This window comes from Buttiauxella sp. (assembly GCF_035271705.1).
Lineage (GTDB): Bacteria > Pseudomonadota > Gammaproteobacteria > Enterobacterales > Enterobacteriaceae > Buttiauxella.
Map to the genome: position 1 here is coordinate 1 of NZ_DATERI010000142.1, position 15,008 is coordinate 15,008.

General features: G+C 47.7%; 12 protein-coding genes and 1 pseudogene. 7 read left to right on the forward strand and 6 right to left on the reverse strand.

The annotated features are described in order from the left end of the window. Nucleotides 1-101: pseudogene (gene mobA / locus VJY99_RS13195) on the reverse strand (molybdenum cofactor guanylyltransferase MobA); the annotation flags it as partial. A 72-nt stretch (nt 102-173) separates the two neighbouring features. Between mobA and VJY99_RS13200 the strand changes: the two are divergent. The 3 genes from VJY99_RS13200 (at nt 174) to dsbA (ending at nt 2,158) form a co-directional block, all read left to right on the forward strand. Then, nucleotides 174-443, forward strand: a complete 270-nt coding sequence (locus VJY99_RS13200) for a YihD family protein (RefSeq protein ID WP_324119136.1) — start codon at nt 174-176, stop codon at nt 441-443. A gap of 76 nt (nt 444-519) precedes the next feature. After that, complete coding sequence (locus VJY99_RS13205) at nt 520-1,506, forward strand: serine/threonine protein kinase (protein ID WP_324119138.1); 987 nt, start codon at nt 520-522, stop codon at nt 1,504-1,506. 28 nt (nt 1,507-1,534) lie between these two features. Next, on the forward strand, nt 1,535-2,158 hold the full coding sequence (gene dsbA / locus VJY99_RS13210; RefSeq protein WP_324119156.1) for a thiol:disulfide interchange protein DsbA: 624 nt from the start codon (nt 1,535-1,537) through the stop codon (nt 2,156-2,158). Between the two features lie 12 nt (nt 2,159-2,170). On the opposite strand, the gene VJY99_RS13215 is transcribed toward dsbA, so the two are convergent. After that, nucleotides 2,171-3,076, reverse strand: a complete 906-nt coding sequence (locus tag VJY99_RS13215; RefSeq protein WP_324119140.1) for an acyltransferase — start codon at nt 3,074-3,076, stop codon at nt 2,171-2,173. Nucleotides 3,077-3,520: 444 nt separating this feature from the next. On the opposite strand from VJY99_RS13215, the gene polA reads away from it, so the two are divergent. Further along, nucleotides 3,521-6,313, forward strand: coding sequence for a DNA polymerase I (polA, locus tag VJY99_RS13220; protein WP_324119142.1), 2,793 nt, complete (start codon nt 3,521-3,523; stop codon nt 6,311-6,313). 454 nt (nt 6,314-6,767) lie between these two features. Here polA and yihA read toward each other — a convergent pair whose 3' ends face one another. Beyond that, nucleotides 6,768-7,424: a ribosome biogenesis GTP-binding protein YihA/YsxC gene (yihA, locus tag VJY99_RS13225; RefSeq protein WP_324119144.1), complete on the reverse strand. Its 657-nt coding sequence runs from the start codon at nt 7,422-7,424 to the stop codon at nt 6,768-6,770. 510 nt (nt 7,425-7,934) lie between these two features. Between yihA and yihI the strand changes: the two genes are divergently transcribed. Then, the gene (yihI, locus tag VJY99_RS13230; RefSeq protein ID WP_324119146.1) at nt 7,935-8,456 is read left to right on the forward strand and encodes a Der GTPase-activating protein YihI; all 522 of its coding nucleotides are present in this window, start codon (nt 7,935-7,937) and stop codon (nt 8,454-8,456) included. A gap of 149 nt (nt 8,457-8,605) precedes the next feature. Beyond that, a complete protein-coding gene (gene hemN, locus VJY99_RS13235; protein ID WP_324119148.1) occupies nt 8,606-9,979 on the forward strand; it encodes an oxygen-independent coproporphyrinogen III oxidase in 1,374 nt (457 codons plus the stop codon). A 135-nt stretch (nt 9,980-10,114) separates the two neighbouring features. Here the strand turns inward: hemN and glnG are convergent, their stop codons facing one another. The 3 genes from glnG to glnA all read right to left on the reverse strand — a co-directional run bounded on the left by glnG (nt 10,115) and on the right by glnA (nt 14,253). After that, nucleotides 10,115-11,524 carry a nitrogen regulation protein NR(I) gene (glnG, locus tag VJY99_RS13240; RefSeq protein ID WP_324119151.1) on the reverse strand — a complete coding sequence of 470 codons (1,410 nt, stop codon included), beginning with the start codon at nt 11,522-11,524 and terminating at the stop codon, nt 10,115-10,117. An 8-nt stretch (nt 11,525-11,532) separates the two neighbouring features. Continuing rightward, complete coding sequence (gene glnL, locus VJY99_RS13245) at nt 11,533-12,582, reverse strand: nitrogen regulation protein NR(II) (RefSeq protein ID WP_324119152.1); 1,050 nt, start codon at nt 12,580-12,582, stop codon at nt 11,533-11,535. Between the two features lie 261 nt (nt 12,583-12,843). Continuing rightward, on the reverse strand, nt 12,844-14,253 hold the full coding sequence (gene glnA / locus VJY99_RS13250; RefSeq protein ID WP_324119154.1) for a glutamate--ammonia ligase: 1,410 nt from the start codon (nt 14,251-14,253) through the stop codon (nt 12,844-12,846). 497 nt (nt 14,254-14,750) lie between these two features. Here glnA and VJY99_RS13255 point away from each other — a divergent pair. After that, a partial coding sequence (locus tag VJY99_RS13255; protein ID WP_324119155.1) for a GTP-binding protein occupies nt 14,751-15,008 on the forward strand: 258 nt, incomplete at its 3' end.

Here is a 15,008-nt window from a genome sequence, read left to right on the forward strand (position 1 = left end):
GGCAGACCATTTAAACATATCAATCCTTTATCCTTGCCCCCCATTCTTGTCGCTCTTCCTCCAGACAGCACTACACCAGTCACTTCCGTTAAACATCTCACTTATATCGCCTCTTTTAATGTGGGTTTGAGCCTGCTAACGTGTGGCATCTCTCATGTGAAAGGAGCACAACCATGAAATGTAAGCGTCTTAACGAACTGCTCGAGCTACTTCAGCCCGCATGGCAGAAAGAGCCGGACCTCAACTTGATTCAATTTTTGCAGAAACTCAGTAAAGAGTCAGGTTATACCGGTGAATTAACTGATCTCACTGATGACGTGCTTATCTATCAACTGAAAATGCGTGACTCTGCAAAAGATGCTGTTATTCCTGGCATTAAGAAAGACTATGAAGAAGATTTTAAAACCGCATTATTGCGCGCTCGCGGTGTAATTAAAGAGTAAAAGCTTGTAAGGCGGCCCACTTTAACGGCGATGAAATGTTATCCTCAACTATTCGTATTTACAGTTGGTTGCCTGGATGACAGACAGCGCTTTCAATTTTCAAACACTACATCCGGATACCATCATGGATGCCCTATTCGAACAGGGTATACGGGTGGATTCCGGCTTGACCCCATTAAACAGTTTTGAAAACCGCGTCTACCAGTTTCAGGACGAGGATCGTAAACGTTATGTGGTTAAGTTTTATCGCCCTCATCGTTGGTCACCTGAGCAGATAGAAGAAGAGCATCAGTTTTCACTTGAGTTGCAAGCTGATGAGGTTCCTGTCGCCGCTCCCTTACGTTTCAACGGCAACACGCTATTACGCCATAACGGTTTTATGTACGCAGTGTTCCCGAGTTTGGGGGGAAGACAGTACGAAACGGATAACCTTGATCAGATGGAATGGGTGGGTCGCTATCTTGGCCGTATCCATCAAACTGGTCGCCGTAAGCAATTCGCTGCGCGTCCTGACATGGGCTTAAATGAATACTTATTTGAGCCACGCGAACTGTTTGAGCATACACATCTGATTCCATCTGCCCTCAAGAAGCGTTTTCTCAGCGCGACAGATGCGTTAATAGCAGAAGTTAAACTTCATTGGCATGCCGATTTTCAGCCATTAAGACTGCATGGTGATTGCCACCCAGGGAACATTCTCTGGCGCGATGGCCCTTTGTTTGTCGATTTGGATGATGCCCGAAATGGCCCGGCAATTCAGGATATCTGGATGCTTCTCAATGGTGATAAAGCCGAGCAGAGAATGCAACTGGAAATGATTGTCGAGGCGTATGAAGAGTTTACCCCATTTGAATCAGACGAAATTGCATTCATAGAACCTTTACGTGCAATGCGAATGGTCTATTATCTCGCGTGGATAATTCGACGCTGGGATGATCCTGCTTTCCCCAGAAATTTTCCGTGGCTTACAGACGAAGATTACTGGCGAAGACAAACTGCGACTTTTATAGAGCAGGTACGGGTTCTGCGTGAACCACCACTAACATTAACGCCAATGTATTAATCAGTATTTATTCGGGAGAGATTTGATGATGAAAAAGATTTGGCTGGCGCTGGCGGGGATGATCCTGGCATTCAGCGTGTCTGCCGCGCAGTTTAAAGATGGAAAAGAGTTTATCACTCTAGAAAAACCGGTCGCTGGCGAGCCGCAAGTTTTAGAGTTTTTCTCCTTCTACTGCCCACACTGCTATCAGTTTGAAGAAGTTCTTCATGTATCTGATGCTGTTAAGAAAAAGCTGCCAGAAGGCACCAAAATGACAAAATACCATGTTGAGTTCCTCGGCCCATTGGGCAAGGATTTAACTCAGGCATGGGCTGTTGCACTAGCATTGGGTGTGGAAGACAAAGTTACCGCTCCAATGTTTGAAGCACTACAAAAAACTCAGACTGTTCAAAATGTTGCAGATATCCGCCAGGTATTCATCGATGCTGGTATTAAACCAGAAGAGTACGATGCAGCGTGGAACAGTTTTGTTGTGAAATCACTGGTTGCCCAACAAGAGAAAGCTGCGGCGGATCTGCAATTGCAGGGTGTTCCAGCTATGTTTGTAAACGGGAAATATCAGTTGAATCCACAAGGCATAGACTCCAGCAACATGGACGTGTTTATTCAGCAATATGCTGATGTAGCCAAGTTCCTGGTAGAACAGAAATAATGAGAAAGCCGGTCATTGACCGGCTTTTTTCTCTTGTTTGATGTTTGACAGCAGCTCGTCTTTCTCATGCCACAATGCATTCAACCAGTGCTGGAAGCGACGTTTAAAAGCTTTGTCATTCACATAATCACCATGTAGATCCTCTGCAATAGGCACGAGTGACACTCTCACCACAATTCGCGTCATCTTCCCGGTTAACATGTCATAAAATGGATTTTGCGCATTTTCAGGATAACAAAGCGTCACGTTCAGTAGCTTATCGAACTGTTTCCCTAACACATTGAGAGCCATTGCGATGCCCGCGGCTTTAGGCGGAAGCAGGTTTTGAAAAGCCGAACGAGTCTGTAAACGCTTCTCTTTAGTGAATCTCGAACCTTCAACAAAATTCACGATAGTCGTTGGGTGAGAGCGGAATTTTTCACAAGAACGGCGAGTGGTTTCAACATCTTTGCCGCGTTGCTCTGGATGACGTAATAAATACCCTCGCGAGTAACGTTTCATGAAAGGCATATCCAAAGCCCAACAAGCCAAGCCCATAAATGGCACCCAGGCGAGCTGTTGTTTTAAAAAGTACTTATTCATTGGGATAAGTTTGCGAAACAGCACGCACAAAATAACGATGTCAGCCCAGCTTCGGTGATTACAAATCAGCAGATACCCGTTTTTTTTGCTGAGTTCGTCGAGTCCTTCAACATCCCACTTCAGGTGTGGATTTAACCTGAGTAAAAAGGCCAAACCTTCACACCAGCAGTACATCATGAAATCAGCAAATACTGAGATTGAGCGCCAGATGATGGGAACAGGAAGTAATAGCTTGATGATGCCAGCAATAATAATAGGTACTGAGCAGGCTACAGTGACCACGATAGTAAGAGCGACACTCAGAATCAACGTTATCGCGGCGAATAATCTCGACATAAATAAATTTTTCAGATGGTTAAGGAGTGTCGGCTACTGGGAACAGAATAATGGAGCTAAATTTTATCAGAAATTTATCACCCGTGATGACACTAAAACTGCTGAGTAAAAAATCCGGATACTACGGCTTTGAATAATATCGGTCTAAAACATAATTTATTTTTATATCCACATTTGTCGATCATTCAAAAAATGACATCCAGATGAATAGATAAGTCTCAAGGTATTGAAAAATAATAATATTTAATTAGGTGGTGATTTCCTTCTTACGTAAAAATCAATTGCTTAAAGAATTATGCACAAACTTATCCACAATATTGATCGTGGAGCCGATCTCGAAGATCAACAAAACTTTTTACCTTATCTTCCTCAAAGGCTCATGTTTTCAGCCAGGCTATGGCATCCTTTACCCATAAACTAAAATCAGTCACGGAACGGAACATTATGGTTCAGATCGCGCAAAATCCACTTATCCTCGTTGATGGCTCCTCTTATCTCTATCGTGCCTATCACGCTTTTCCACCGCTGACCAATAGCAAAGGTGAACCGACCGGGGCAATGTACGGCGTGCTGAACATGCTGCGTAGCTTATTGTTGCAGTACCAGCCAACTCACGCCGCTGTAGTGTTTGATGCTAAAGGTAAGACCTTCCGTGACGAGTTGTTTGAGGATTACAAATCACACCGACCACCAATGCCTGACGATCTTCGAGCGCAAATTGAACCTCTCCATGCCATGGTGAGAGCCATGGGATTGCCACTGCTGGCGGTTTCAGGTGTAGAAGCCGACGATGTTATCGGCACATTAGCGCTTGAAGCGGAACGTGTGGGCCGTCCGGTACTGATAAGTACCGGCGATAAAGATATGGCGCAGCTGGTGACTCCAGGCGTGACGCTTATCAATACCATGACAAACACCATCCTTGGCCCGGAAGAAGTTCGCACTAAGTATGGCGTGCCTCCTGAGCTGATTATCGACTTCCTGGCCTTAATGGGTGATTCATCAGATAACATTCCTGGTGTCCCTGGCGTGGGTGAGAAAACCGCACAGGCACTACTGCAAGGCTTAGGGGGTTTAGATACGCTGTATGCCAACCCAGAAAAAATCTCAGAGTTGACGTTCCGTGGCGCTAAAACTATGGCGGCGAAGCTTGAGCAAAGCAAAGACCTTGCTTACCTGTCCTATAAACTGGCTACCATCAAAACGGATGTTGAGCTCGAGTTAGGTTGCGAGCAATTAGAAGTGCAGCAACTGGCTGATGAAGAGTTGCTTAGCCTGTTCAAGCAATACGAATTTAAACGCTGGATTACAGACGTTGAAGCGGGCAAGTGGATGCAGGCTAAGGGCGCGAAACCTGCAGCACAATCGCCAAAAACCATCGATATTGAAGCTGAAGTTGAACCCGAAGAACCAGCCAACGCGCTTTCTTATGACAACTACGTCACCATTCTTGATGAGACTGTTCTTGAAGAGTGGATTTCCCGCCTCAAAAAAACGCCTGTCATCGCCTTCGATACTGAAACTGACAGCCTGGATAACATCAGTGCGAACCTGGTGGGTCTTTCATTTGCCACTGAACCGGGTGTTGCGTGCTACATTCCTGTCGCGCATGACTATTTAGATGCCCCGGTCCAAATTCCTCGTGAGCGTGCGCTTGAACTTCTCAAGCCATTACTTGAGGATGAAAGTGTTCTTAAAGTTGGGCAAAATCTGAAGTATGACCGCGGCATCATGCAGAACTACGATATCGAGCTGCGCGGCATTGAGTTCGATACCATGCTTGAGTCCTACATTCTTGATAGCGTTGCAGGCCGGCATGATATGGACAGCCTGGCTTCTCGCTGGCTTAAACACACGACCATCACATTCGAAGAGATTGCTGGAAAAGGTAAAAAGCAGCTGACCTTTAATCAGATCGATCTTGAGCAAGCTGGGCGTTACGCTGCAGAAGATGCCGACGTTACTTTGCAGTTACATCTGAAGATGTGGCCGAAGCTTGAGAAACGAGAAGGGCCATTAAGCGTCTTCAAAAATGTCGAAATGCCACTTGTGCCAGTGCTGTCACGTATTGAACGTAATGGCGTCAAGATTGATCCCGCTATTCTGCACACCCATTCTGAGCAGCTGACAAAACGACTGGCTGAACTTGAATTGACTGCGCATGAAATCGCGGGTGAGGCGTTTAACCTTGCTTCACCGAAGCAGCTGCAGACTATACTTTTTGAAAAACAGGGTATTAAACCGCTAAAGAAAACCCCTGGTGGCGCGCCTTCTACTTCTGAGGAAGTGCTGGAAGAATTAGCCCTGGATTATCCGCTGCCTAAAGTCATTCTTGAACACCGTGGTTTGGCGAAGCTGAAATCGACTTATACCGATAAGCTGCCACTCATGATTAACCCGAAAACCGGGCGCGTACATACCTCGTACCATCAGGCAGTGGCCGCGACCGGGCGTTTGTCTTCTACCGAACCGAACTTGCAAAACATTCCGGTGCGTAATGAAGAAGGGCGTCGTATTCGCCAGGCCTTTATTGCTCCAAAAGATTACTTGATCGTTTCTGCCGACTACTCGCAAATCGAACTGCGCATCATGGCGCATTTATCTCACGACCAAGGTCTGTTGACTGCATTTGCAGAAGGCAAAGATATTCACCGTGCTACCGCTTCCGAAGTATTCGGTATTCCGTTGGATAGTGTTTCTGGTGAACAACGCCGCAGTGCTAAAGCGATTAACTTTGGTCTGATTTACGGCATGAGCGCATTTGGCTTGTCACGCCAGCTCAATATCCCGCGTAAAGAGTCGCAGAAATACATGGATCTCTACTTTGAACGCTATCCTGGCGTGCTGGAGTACATGGAGCGCACCCGCAAGCAGGCGAAAGATCAGGGTTATGTCGAAACGCTGGACGGACGCCGTCTGTATTTACCGGACATCAATTCTAGTAATGCGGCGCGCCGTGCTGGCGCTGAACGTGCGGCTATCAACGCCCCGATGCAGGGAACGGCAGCTGACATCATCAAACGCGCGATGATTGCCGTCGATGCCTGGCTTGAGAAAGATAAGCCTCGTGTAAAAATGATCATGCAGGTACACGATGAATTGGTATTCGAAGTTCATCAGGATGATCTGGAAGCCGTATCGAAGAAAGTCCACGAATTGATGGAAGGCAGCATGAAACTGGACGTGCCGTTGCTGGTGGAAGTTGGGAGTGGTGCAAATTGGGATGAAGCGCACTAATTTGAAATAGGTTCTGTAACTAAAGAACATAACTCATAGCTTTTTGTGATGATGATTCAAGATTGGTGTGTAAAGAGTGAAAAAAAACTACAAAAAATACTTTTTCATCCGAATAAAAAGGAGTAGAGTTATTTGCGTAGGGTACAGAGGTAAGATGTTCTATCTTTCAGACCTTTTACTTCACGTAATCGGATTTGGCTGAATATTTTAGCCGCCCCAGTCAGTAATGACTGGGGCGTTTTTTATTGGGCGCAAGTCAGGAAAGTAAGGAAAAAAAAGCACGGGCGAACCCATGCTTATACCCGTCATACTTCAAGCCGCAGATTTGAACGCTGTTAGCAGCGCCCCGAAGGGGGGAGATCCATGGATGGGCCGAATAATCACTTACCTGAGTAAGCACATCGGCATTTGCTCACTTGCCGCCTACCTGCACCTCGAATTATTTTGGGTAGGGTTATTCGCCAGAGGTTTCGTCGTCTTCTTCTACGCCATCTTCTTCGGTTGCTGGCGGGATATCGTTGTACCAGCCATCAAGCTTATGACGCAGTACATCAACGCCAATTTTCTTCAGAGACGAAAACGCCTCTACTTGAATGTCACCGTTAAAGTCCACAACTGCGGCGCGCACCATATTTAATTGTGCTTTGCGAGCACCAGACGCCAACTTGTCAGCCTTGGTTAACAGCAACATGACGGGAATGTTGCTCGCAACGGCCCAGTGAATCATCTGCTGGTCAAGGTCTTTAAGTGGATGACGGATATCCATCAGCACAACCAATCCTTTCAAGCTATTACGCTTTTGCAGATATTCGCCGAGCGCGCGCTGCCATTTCAGTTTTACTTCTTCCGGTACTTCGGCGTAGCCATAACCTGGCAAATCCACCACACGTTTACCTTCAGCGACTTCAAATAGGTTGATGAGCTGAGTACGGCCTGGCGTTTTACTGGTACGAGCCAGGGCTTTCTGATTGGTCAGCGTATTTAATGCGCTGGATTTCCCTGCATTAGAGCGGCCTGCGAAAGCAACCTCAATACCGGTATCAGAAGGTAAATGGCGAATGTCCGGTGCGCTAAGCACGAAGTGGGTCTGTTGATAATTCCAGTTTGTCAAAACGGTTGTCTCCCTCAGGATGAGCATTGTGGGGGATTATACCTGAACATGGGGAAAACGCCGTGTTTCTCAGCAAGGCTTACAGGATTACAGATATACACCCATGGTTTGTAAGACATTGACCATTTGTAATGGCAGACAACGTAGCGTTGATAAATGCAGACATTAATAAAAAATTTTATAAAACAATATATTAAAGTGATATTGATTGATTGCATCAATGTCTTAACACAAATACCCACCTTGTAGAATTAAGCGCTCAGAGTAAAGTAAGCGGCACAGGCAAAGGAGAGCCACTAAGGATAGCAACTCAGGATAAGGATAAACACGGAAGTTGTTTGCAAAGGAAAGACAGGGAGTCGAGTGCAAACAGGGATTGTGTGACCAGATAAGGGTCCAGAGACAAGAAAAAAGGCGACGGGTTAACCTGCCGCCTTTTTTCTTTGCTTGCTTTCTGCTAGATTCCGCCGCAATTCTATACTGAATAAAAATGGCTCAAGAAAAATTATTATGAAGCAACAAAACTCAGCAGTACCCGGTTCTAAACCTTCAAAAGCACGTCGCAAAACGCGTGAAGAGATTGATCGTGAATCTCGCGATCGCAAACGTGAGAAAAAGCACAGTGGGCACTCTGCGGGGAGTCGCGCAACAGGTGGTACTCAAGCTAAAAGTGGAAGTGGCAGCACTCAGGCTAAAGATCCGCGCATTGGCAGTAAAAAACCAATCGCCCTGGGCGTAACTGAAGTCCAGGTCAAAAAACCGAAGCAGCACAAACCTAAAAGCGAGAAACCTATGCTAACACCACAGGCTGAGCTGGATTTGCTGGAGAACGATGAGCGCCTGGATGCGTTGCTGGAACGTCTTGAAGAAGGTGAAACGCTCAATGCAGAAGAACAGGCGTGGGTTAACGCTAAGCTTGATCGTATCGATGCATTGATGGCTGAACTCGGCATCGCCTACGATGATGACGAAGATGAAGAAGAAAAAGAGAAGGGTGATGATTTAATGCGTCTGCTTAAGGGCACTGACTAACGGTATACCTCAATGGGATTACCTGTTCTTTTCGTGGTTTTTCCTCTGGTGTGTTATCTGCTGTGGTTATTCGTTAAACTACGGCGGTTGTCGCGATTACAAAAATCGTTGCGCCGTCAACGAATGCGGCAGCACCGGAGGGAGTGAGTATGTCTGAGCAGTTAATCGATTGGGATCTGGCCCTGATCCAGAAATATAATTATTCAGGGCCGCGTTATACCTCTTATCCCACCGCGCTGGAGTTCTCAGAAGGCTTCGGCGAGGCGGCATTTCTTGAAGCGGTTGCTCGTTATCCTGAGCGCCCGCTGTCGCTGTACGTTCATATCCCGTTTTGCCACAAACTCTGCTACTTCTGCGGCTGTAATAAAATCGTGACTCGCCAGACTCACAAGGCCGATCAGTATCTTGATGCGCTGGAACAAGAAATTGCCCACCGTGCACCGCTCTTTAAAGGCCGTCACGTTAGCCAACTGCATTGGGGCGGCGGTACACCTACCTATCTCAGCAAAGCCCAGATAAGCCGTTTGATGGGGCTTCTGCGTGGTCATTTCAATTTTAATGAAGACGCCGAACTGTCTATTGAAATCGATCCGCGTGAAATTGAACTGGATGTGCTGGACCATCTGCGTCAGGAAGGCTTTACTCGCTTGAGCATGGGGGTGCAGGATTTCAACAAAGAAGTTCAGCGTCTGGTTAACCGTGAGCAAGACGAAGAGTTTATCTTCGCCTTGATTCAACGCGCTCGTGAACTAGGTTTCACATCGACCAATATTGATTTGATTTATGGTCTGCCAAAGCAGACACCAGAAAGCTTTGCCTTCACGCTCAAACGTGTTGCTGAGTTGAGCCCGCATCGCCTCAGCGTTTTTAACTATGCGCATTTACCGACATTGTTTGCGGCTCAACGCAAAATTAAAGATGCAGACCTACCGAGCGCGCAGCAGAAACTCGATATTCTGCAAGAAACCATCAGCTCGCTGACCAGCGCGGGATACCAGTTTATTGGTATGGACCATTTCGCACGTCCGGATGACGAACTGGCGATTGCTCAACGCGAAGGGAAATTGCACCGTAATTTCCAGGGCTACACCACCCAGGGCGATACAGATCTGTTGGGGATGGGAGTTTCCGCCATCAGCATGATTGGTGATTGCTACGCGCAGAACCAGAAAGAGCTTAAAACGTATTATCAACAACTTGATCAGCAAGGTGATGCGCTGTGGCGTGGGCTGGCATTAACCCGCGATGACTGCATTCGTCGTGATGTTATCAAAGCGCTTATCTGTAACTTCCAGCTCAATCTTGCGGAAATAGAAGAACTTTGGGATCTGAATGCTGAAGAGTACTTCGCAGAAGATCTGAAATTGCTGGAACCACTCGCGAAAGATGGGCTGGTGGATATTGATGGCAAACATATCCAGGTAACGGCCAAAGGTCGTCTATTAATCCGTAATATCTGCATGTGTTTTGATAGTTACTTGCGCCAGAAGGCACGCCTCCAGCAGTTTTCGCGCGTGATATAAATATCCTTCATACTTCAAGTTGTTGGGGCGTTGGCTGCGCTCACTAACCCCAGTCACTTACTCAAGTAAGCTCCTGGGGATTTGCTCCCTTGCCGCCTATCCACAACTCGAATTATTTAGGATATAAATTGTAAGCTACTCCATTCCCAACTCTTTGAGCTTACGCGTCAGGGTGTTGCGTCCCCAACCAAGCAACCTTGCTGCTTCCTGCTTATGCCCTTGCGTATGGCGTAGTGCAGTCGTCAGCAGTGTGCGCTCCATTTCTGGCTGAGCTTCAGAAAGTAAGTTCTGATGACCGGAACGTAACGCCCGATCTGCCCATTGTGCCAGCAGTGTTGCCCAGCTGTCGGAATGAGAATGTGCCGGGCTATCGGGAATCGTTGTCTCGAATAGCTCGGCGGGCAAGTCCTGAATCAATACTTCCTGGCCCGCCGCCATTACGGTTAACCAGCGACAGGTATTCTCCAGTTGGCGGACGTTTCCAGGCCAGGCTAAACGTGTTAACGCCGTTTCGGTTTCAGGATGAAGCAGTTTTGCTTCCACACCCAATTCCTGGGCTGCATCTTGCAAGAAATGGCGAGCCAGACGCGGAATATCTTCCCGGCGTTCGCGCAGTGGGGGTAAATGAACGCGAATCACGTTCAGGCGATGGAATAAGTCCTCACGGAATTTCCCTTCCTGCACGCGCAACTCCAAGTTCTGGTGAGTCGCGGCAATAATTCTCACATCAACTTTTACTGGGGCATAGCCGCCGACACGATAAAATTGCCCATCCGCTAACACGCGCAGTAAACGAGTTTGCACATCCAGCGGCATATCACCAATTTCATCGAGGAACAGTGTGCCGCCATCAGCTTGCTCAAAACGGCCCTGGCGAATTTGATTAGCGCCGGTAAAAGCCCCTTTCTCATGGCCAAACAGCTCGGACTCAATCAAATCCTTTGGGATTGCGGCCATATTCAGCGCAATAAAAGGGGATTTCACGCGCGGGCTGTGCCGATGCAAAGCGTGGGCAACTAACTCTTTACCCGTACCGGATTCGCCGTTAATCAGCACACTTATTGATGACCGGGACAAGCGGCCAATAATACGAAACACATCCTGCATGGCGGGGGCTTCACCGATGATATCGGTCGTCGGCCCATTAACCTGCACATTTCGCGGTTGCTGTTGTTCCTGATAATGACTGATGGCTCGCTCAACGAGTGCCACAGCTTCATCAATATCAAAAGGTTTTGGCAGATAATCAAATGCACCTTGTTGATAGGCGCTCACAGCTGCTTCAAGATCTGAATGAGCCGTCATTATGATGACCGGCAACATCGGGTGTCGTTGTTTAATCTGCTTTAGCAGTGCCAGACCATCCATGCCTGGCATGCGAATATCAGATAACAAAACGTCCGGGGTTTTGGTTGCAAGAGCATTCAGGACTTCATTGCCACTTTCAAACGTGGTGCAGCTTAAACCAGCCCCTGTCAGAGCGCGTTCCAGCACCCAACGGATGGAGCTATCGTCATCAACGATCCAAACTATCCCTCGTTGCATAAAGACCTCTACTTACGAATAGGCAGGAAAACCGAAAACTCGGTATGACCTGGCCAACTGTTAAATTCGATTTTTCCCGAATGCTGATCGATCAAGTTGCGTGCAATAGAAAGACCTAAACCTGTCCCTCCTTCACGTCCGCTCACCATTGGGTAGAATAGTGTGTCCTGCAGATGGGCCGGAATCCCCGGTCCATTGTCTTCAACATCAATGCGTGCAGCCAGGCGATAACGAGTGCCGTGCAGCGTACTTTGAAAAGCGGTACGCGTGCGTAACACAATCTCACCCCCATCACTGCCCAACGCTTGAAGCGCGTTACGCACAATATTCAGTAAAATCTGTTCAATTTGGTCGGGATCATGCGCCAACTCAGGCAAACTTGGGTCGTAATCTCTCACTAGTGTCACATTCGCGGGTAACTCCATCGACACCAGTTTCATCACACGTTCTGTGACTTTATGAATGCTTTCGGTGACGTGCATACCCGGTTGCTGCGGGCCTAACAGCCTATCCACCAGATTACGTAAGCGGTCAGCTTGCTCAATAATCACGTTGGTGTATTCGGTGAGCGAAGGGTCGGGTAAGGCTTTTGCCAGTAATTGCGCGGCACCGCGTAACCCACCGAGTGGATTTTTAATCTCATGTGCCAGCCCACGAACTAAGTCACGAGCGGCAATTTGCTGCGCTTGCTGCAACTGTTCCTGGCTTAGACGTCGTTGGTTATCCATCGGCGCCATTTCCATCAGGATGTAACCTTCCGGTAAACGTTGTGCCGTCAGAGAAAGAATGTGGGAGCGGCTATCGATAACCAGTGTGACTTCGTTATCGGTAAAACCCTGGCCTGCAGTCAGGCTTTCTTGCATCAAGCCAACATTAAGCGAAAAGTAACTCAACAGCTCTGGTAGTGGTGTGCCGTACAGCTTGCGCGAACTTTGCGCCAAAAGTTGCTGTGCAGCCGGATTGGCGAAATGCACCGCCAGCTCGTCATCGACCAGTAAAATGCTGTTGATTAAAGAATTCAGGATCTGCCCAGCATCGGGCAGCGTGCCGGTTGCCATACAGCAGTCTCCAATAATTTGCACTATGATGGTGCATTATAGTTTCCTGCGAGCAAAAGATATTGCAGCTGCAGGTTATTTGTGGAGAAAAAAGCCCATCGAAGATGGGCTAAAAGTTTCCACGGCAACAATCATCAGCGCCTTTTACGCCACAGCGGTGTTGGCTTCCCTCGCTCACCCAAATCACTTACTGATGTAAGCTCATCGGGGTTCCTTCGGTTGCCTCCTTGCTGCGACATAAAATTCGCTGCGCTTTAAATATTAAACGCTGTAATACAGTTCAAACTCTACCGGGTGCGGAGTCATACGCACACGGTCGTTTTCTTCGATACGCAGCGCGATGTATGCATCGATTGCGTCATCAGTGAACACACCACCCGCAGTCAGGAACTCGCGGTCTTCGTTCAGGCAGCTCAGTGCTTCTTCCAGAGAGCCAGCAACTTGTGGGATCTCTTTCGCTTCTTCTGGCGGCAGGTCGTACAGGTTTTTGTCCATTGCTTCGCCCGGATGGATTTTGTTCTTGATGCCATCGAGACCAGCCATCAGCAGCGCTGCAAAGCACAGATACGGGTTAGCTGCTGGGTCTGGGAAGCGCACTTCGATACGACGTGCTTTCGGAGACGCAACCACTGGAATACGGATAGAAGCAGAACGGTTAGCCGCAGAGTAAGCCAGCATAACTGGAGCTTCGTAACCTGGGACCAAACGCTTGTAGGAGTTGGTGGTTGGGTTAGCCAGGGCATTGATTGCTTTAGCGTGTTTGATGACACCGCCGATGTAGTACAGCGCTTGCTCAGACAGGCCCGCATATTTGTCACCAGCGAACGTGTTTACACCGTTCTTAGACAGGGACATGTGGCAATGCATACCAGAACCGTTATCGCCAAACATTGGTTTTGGCATGAAGGTCGCAGTTTTGCCATAAGCGTGAGCAACGTTGTGCACGACATATTTGTAGATCTGAATTTCATCTGCTTTTTTGGTCATGGTGTTGAAGCGGGTAGCCACTTCATTCTGACCAGCAGTTGCTACTTCGTGGTGGTGAGCTTCAACAACCAGGCCCATTTGCTCCATGGTCAGACACATTGCAGAACGCAGGTCTTGTGCAGAGTCAACCGGAGGAACTGGGAAGTAACCGCCTTTAACAGCAGGACGGTGGCCTTTGTTGCCGCCTTCGTATTTGGTGCCGGTGTTCCATGCAGCTTCGATATCATCGATTGCTACGTGTGAACCCGAAATGGAGCTACCGAAACGAACGTCATCGAACAGGAAGAACTCTGGCTCTGGCCCGAACAGAACGGTATCAGCAATGCCGGTTGCGCGCAGATAGTCTTCAGCACGTTTCGCGATAGAACGTGGGTCGCGGTCATAGCCTTGCATAGTGCCTGGCTCAAGAATGTCGCAACGGATGATCAGAGTAGAATCAGCGAAGAACGGGTCAATAACAGCGGTAGACGCGTCTGGCATAAGAACCATGTCAGATTCGTTGATGCCTTTCCAGCCACCAATCGAGGAGCCATCAAACATTTTGCCTTCTTCAAAGAAGTCAGCGTTCACCTGGTGAGCAGGGATAGTGACGTGCTGTTCTTTACCTTTAGTGTCAGTGAAGCGCAAATCTACAAACTTCACTTCATGCTCATTCAGCATCGTCAATACGTGTTCAGCGGACATACTTAACTCTCCCGGATTGGTCATTGTCGTCGTGGTAACGAGGTCTTACCCGTCGTCTTTCAAGTCGCAGATGCGTTGGCTATGTTCATTCACCCGAATCACTTACCTGTGTAAGTTCATCGGGATTCTTTCTCTTGCCGACTTCCTGTATCTCGAAATCCAAAGGGTCTATTCTATTTAACATGGCTTTTCGCCCTGAAATGATTAAAGCGAAATCTGTGCCAACTTTTAAATTACCCTAAAAAGGCGCTATCATGCGCACTATAGTGCAAAAGGGCTGCACCACGATGGATAGATTGCACTAATATAGTGCTTCAATCTGGGAATTGAGCACCATATTGGTGCAATTTTCGTTGTGGCTCCCTTTTTTGCTCCGTGAAAGCGATCACAAACCCTTACTTTCAATATTGTTTGTAAAGGTTCTTTGTGATCCTGTTCTGTCCTTCGATTAATACGTGTACAATAACGCGCTATTTCTAAATGCCTGAGGCAAAGTTGTGATCGAAAATCTGCGTAATATCGCCATCATCGCGCACGTTGACCATGGTAAAACTACCCTGGTTGATAAGCTGCTGCAGCAATCTGGTACTTTCAGTAACGAACGTGCTGAAGCTACCGAACGCGTGATGGACTCCAACGATTTGGAGAAAGAGCGTGGGATTACCATCCTCGCTAAAAACACCGCTATCAAATGGAATGACTACCGTATCAACATCGTTGATACCCCTGGGCACGCCGACTTCGGTGGTGAAGTT

Bases quoted from the DNA above. Each gene is read 5' to 3' on its own strand.
- VJY99_RS13200 (WP_324119136.1), top strand. From the start codon at position 174: ATGAAATGTAAGCGTCTTAACGAACTGCTCGAGCTACTTCAGCCCGCA.
- VJY99_RS13205 (WP_324119138.1), top strand. From the start codon at position 520: ATGACAGACAGCGCTTTCAATTTTCAAACACTACATCCGGATACCATC.
- dsbA (WP_324119156.1), top strand. From the start codon at position 1,535: ATGAAAAAGATTTGGCTGGCGCTGGCGGGGATGATCCTGGCATTCAGC.
- VJY99_RS13215 (WP_324119140.1), bottom strand. From the start codon at position 3,076: ATGTCGAGATTATTCGCCGCGATAACGTTGATTCTGAGTGTCGCTCTT.
- polA (WP_324119142.1), top strand. From the start codon at position 3,521: ATGGTTCAGATCGCGCAAAATCCACTTATCCTCGTTGATGGCTCCTCT.
- yihI (WP_324119146.1), top strand. From the start codon at position 7,935: ATGAAGCAACAAAACTCAGCAGTACCCGGTTCTAAACCTTCAAAAGCA.
- hemN (WP_324119148.1), top strand. From the start codon at position 8,606: ATGTCTGAGCAGTTAATCGATTGGGATCTGGCCCTGATCCAGAAATAT.
- glnG (WP_324119151.1), bottom strand. From the start codon at position 11,524: ATGCAACGAGGGATAGTTTGGATCGTTGATGACGATAGCTCCATCCGT.
- glnL (WP_324119152.1), bottom strand. From the start codon at position 12,582: ATGGCAACCGGCACGCTGCCCGATGCTGGGCAGATCCTGAATTCTTTA.
- glnA (WP_324119154.1), bottom strand. From the start codon at position 14,253: ATGTCCGCTGAACACGTATTGACGATGCTGAATGAGCATGAAGTGAAG.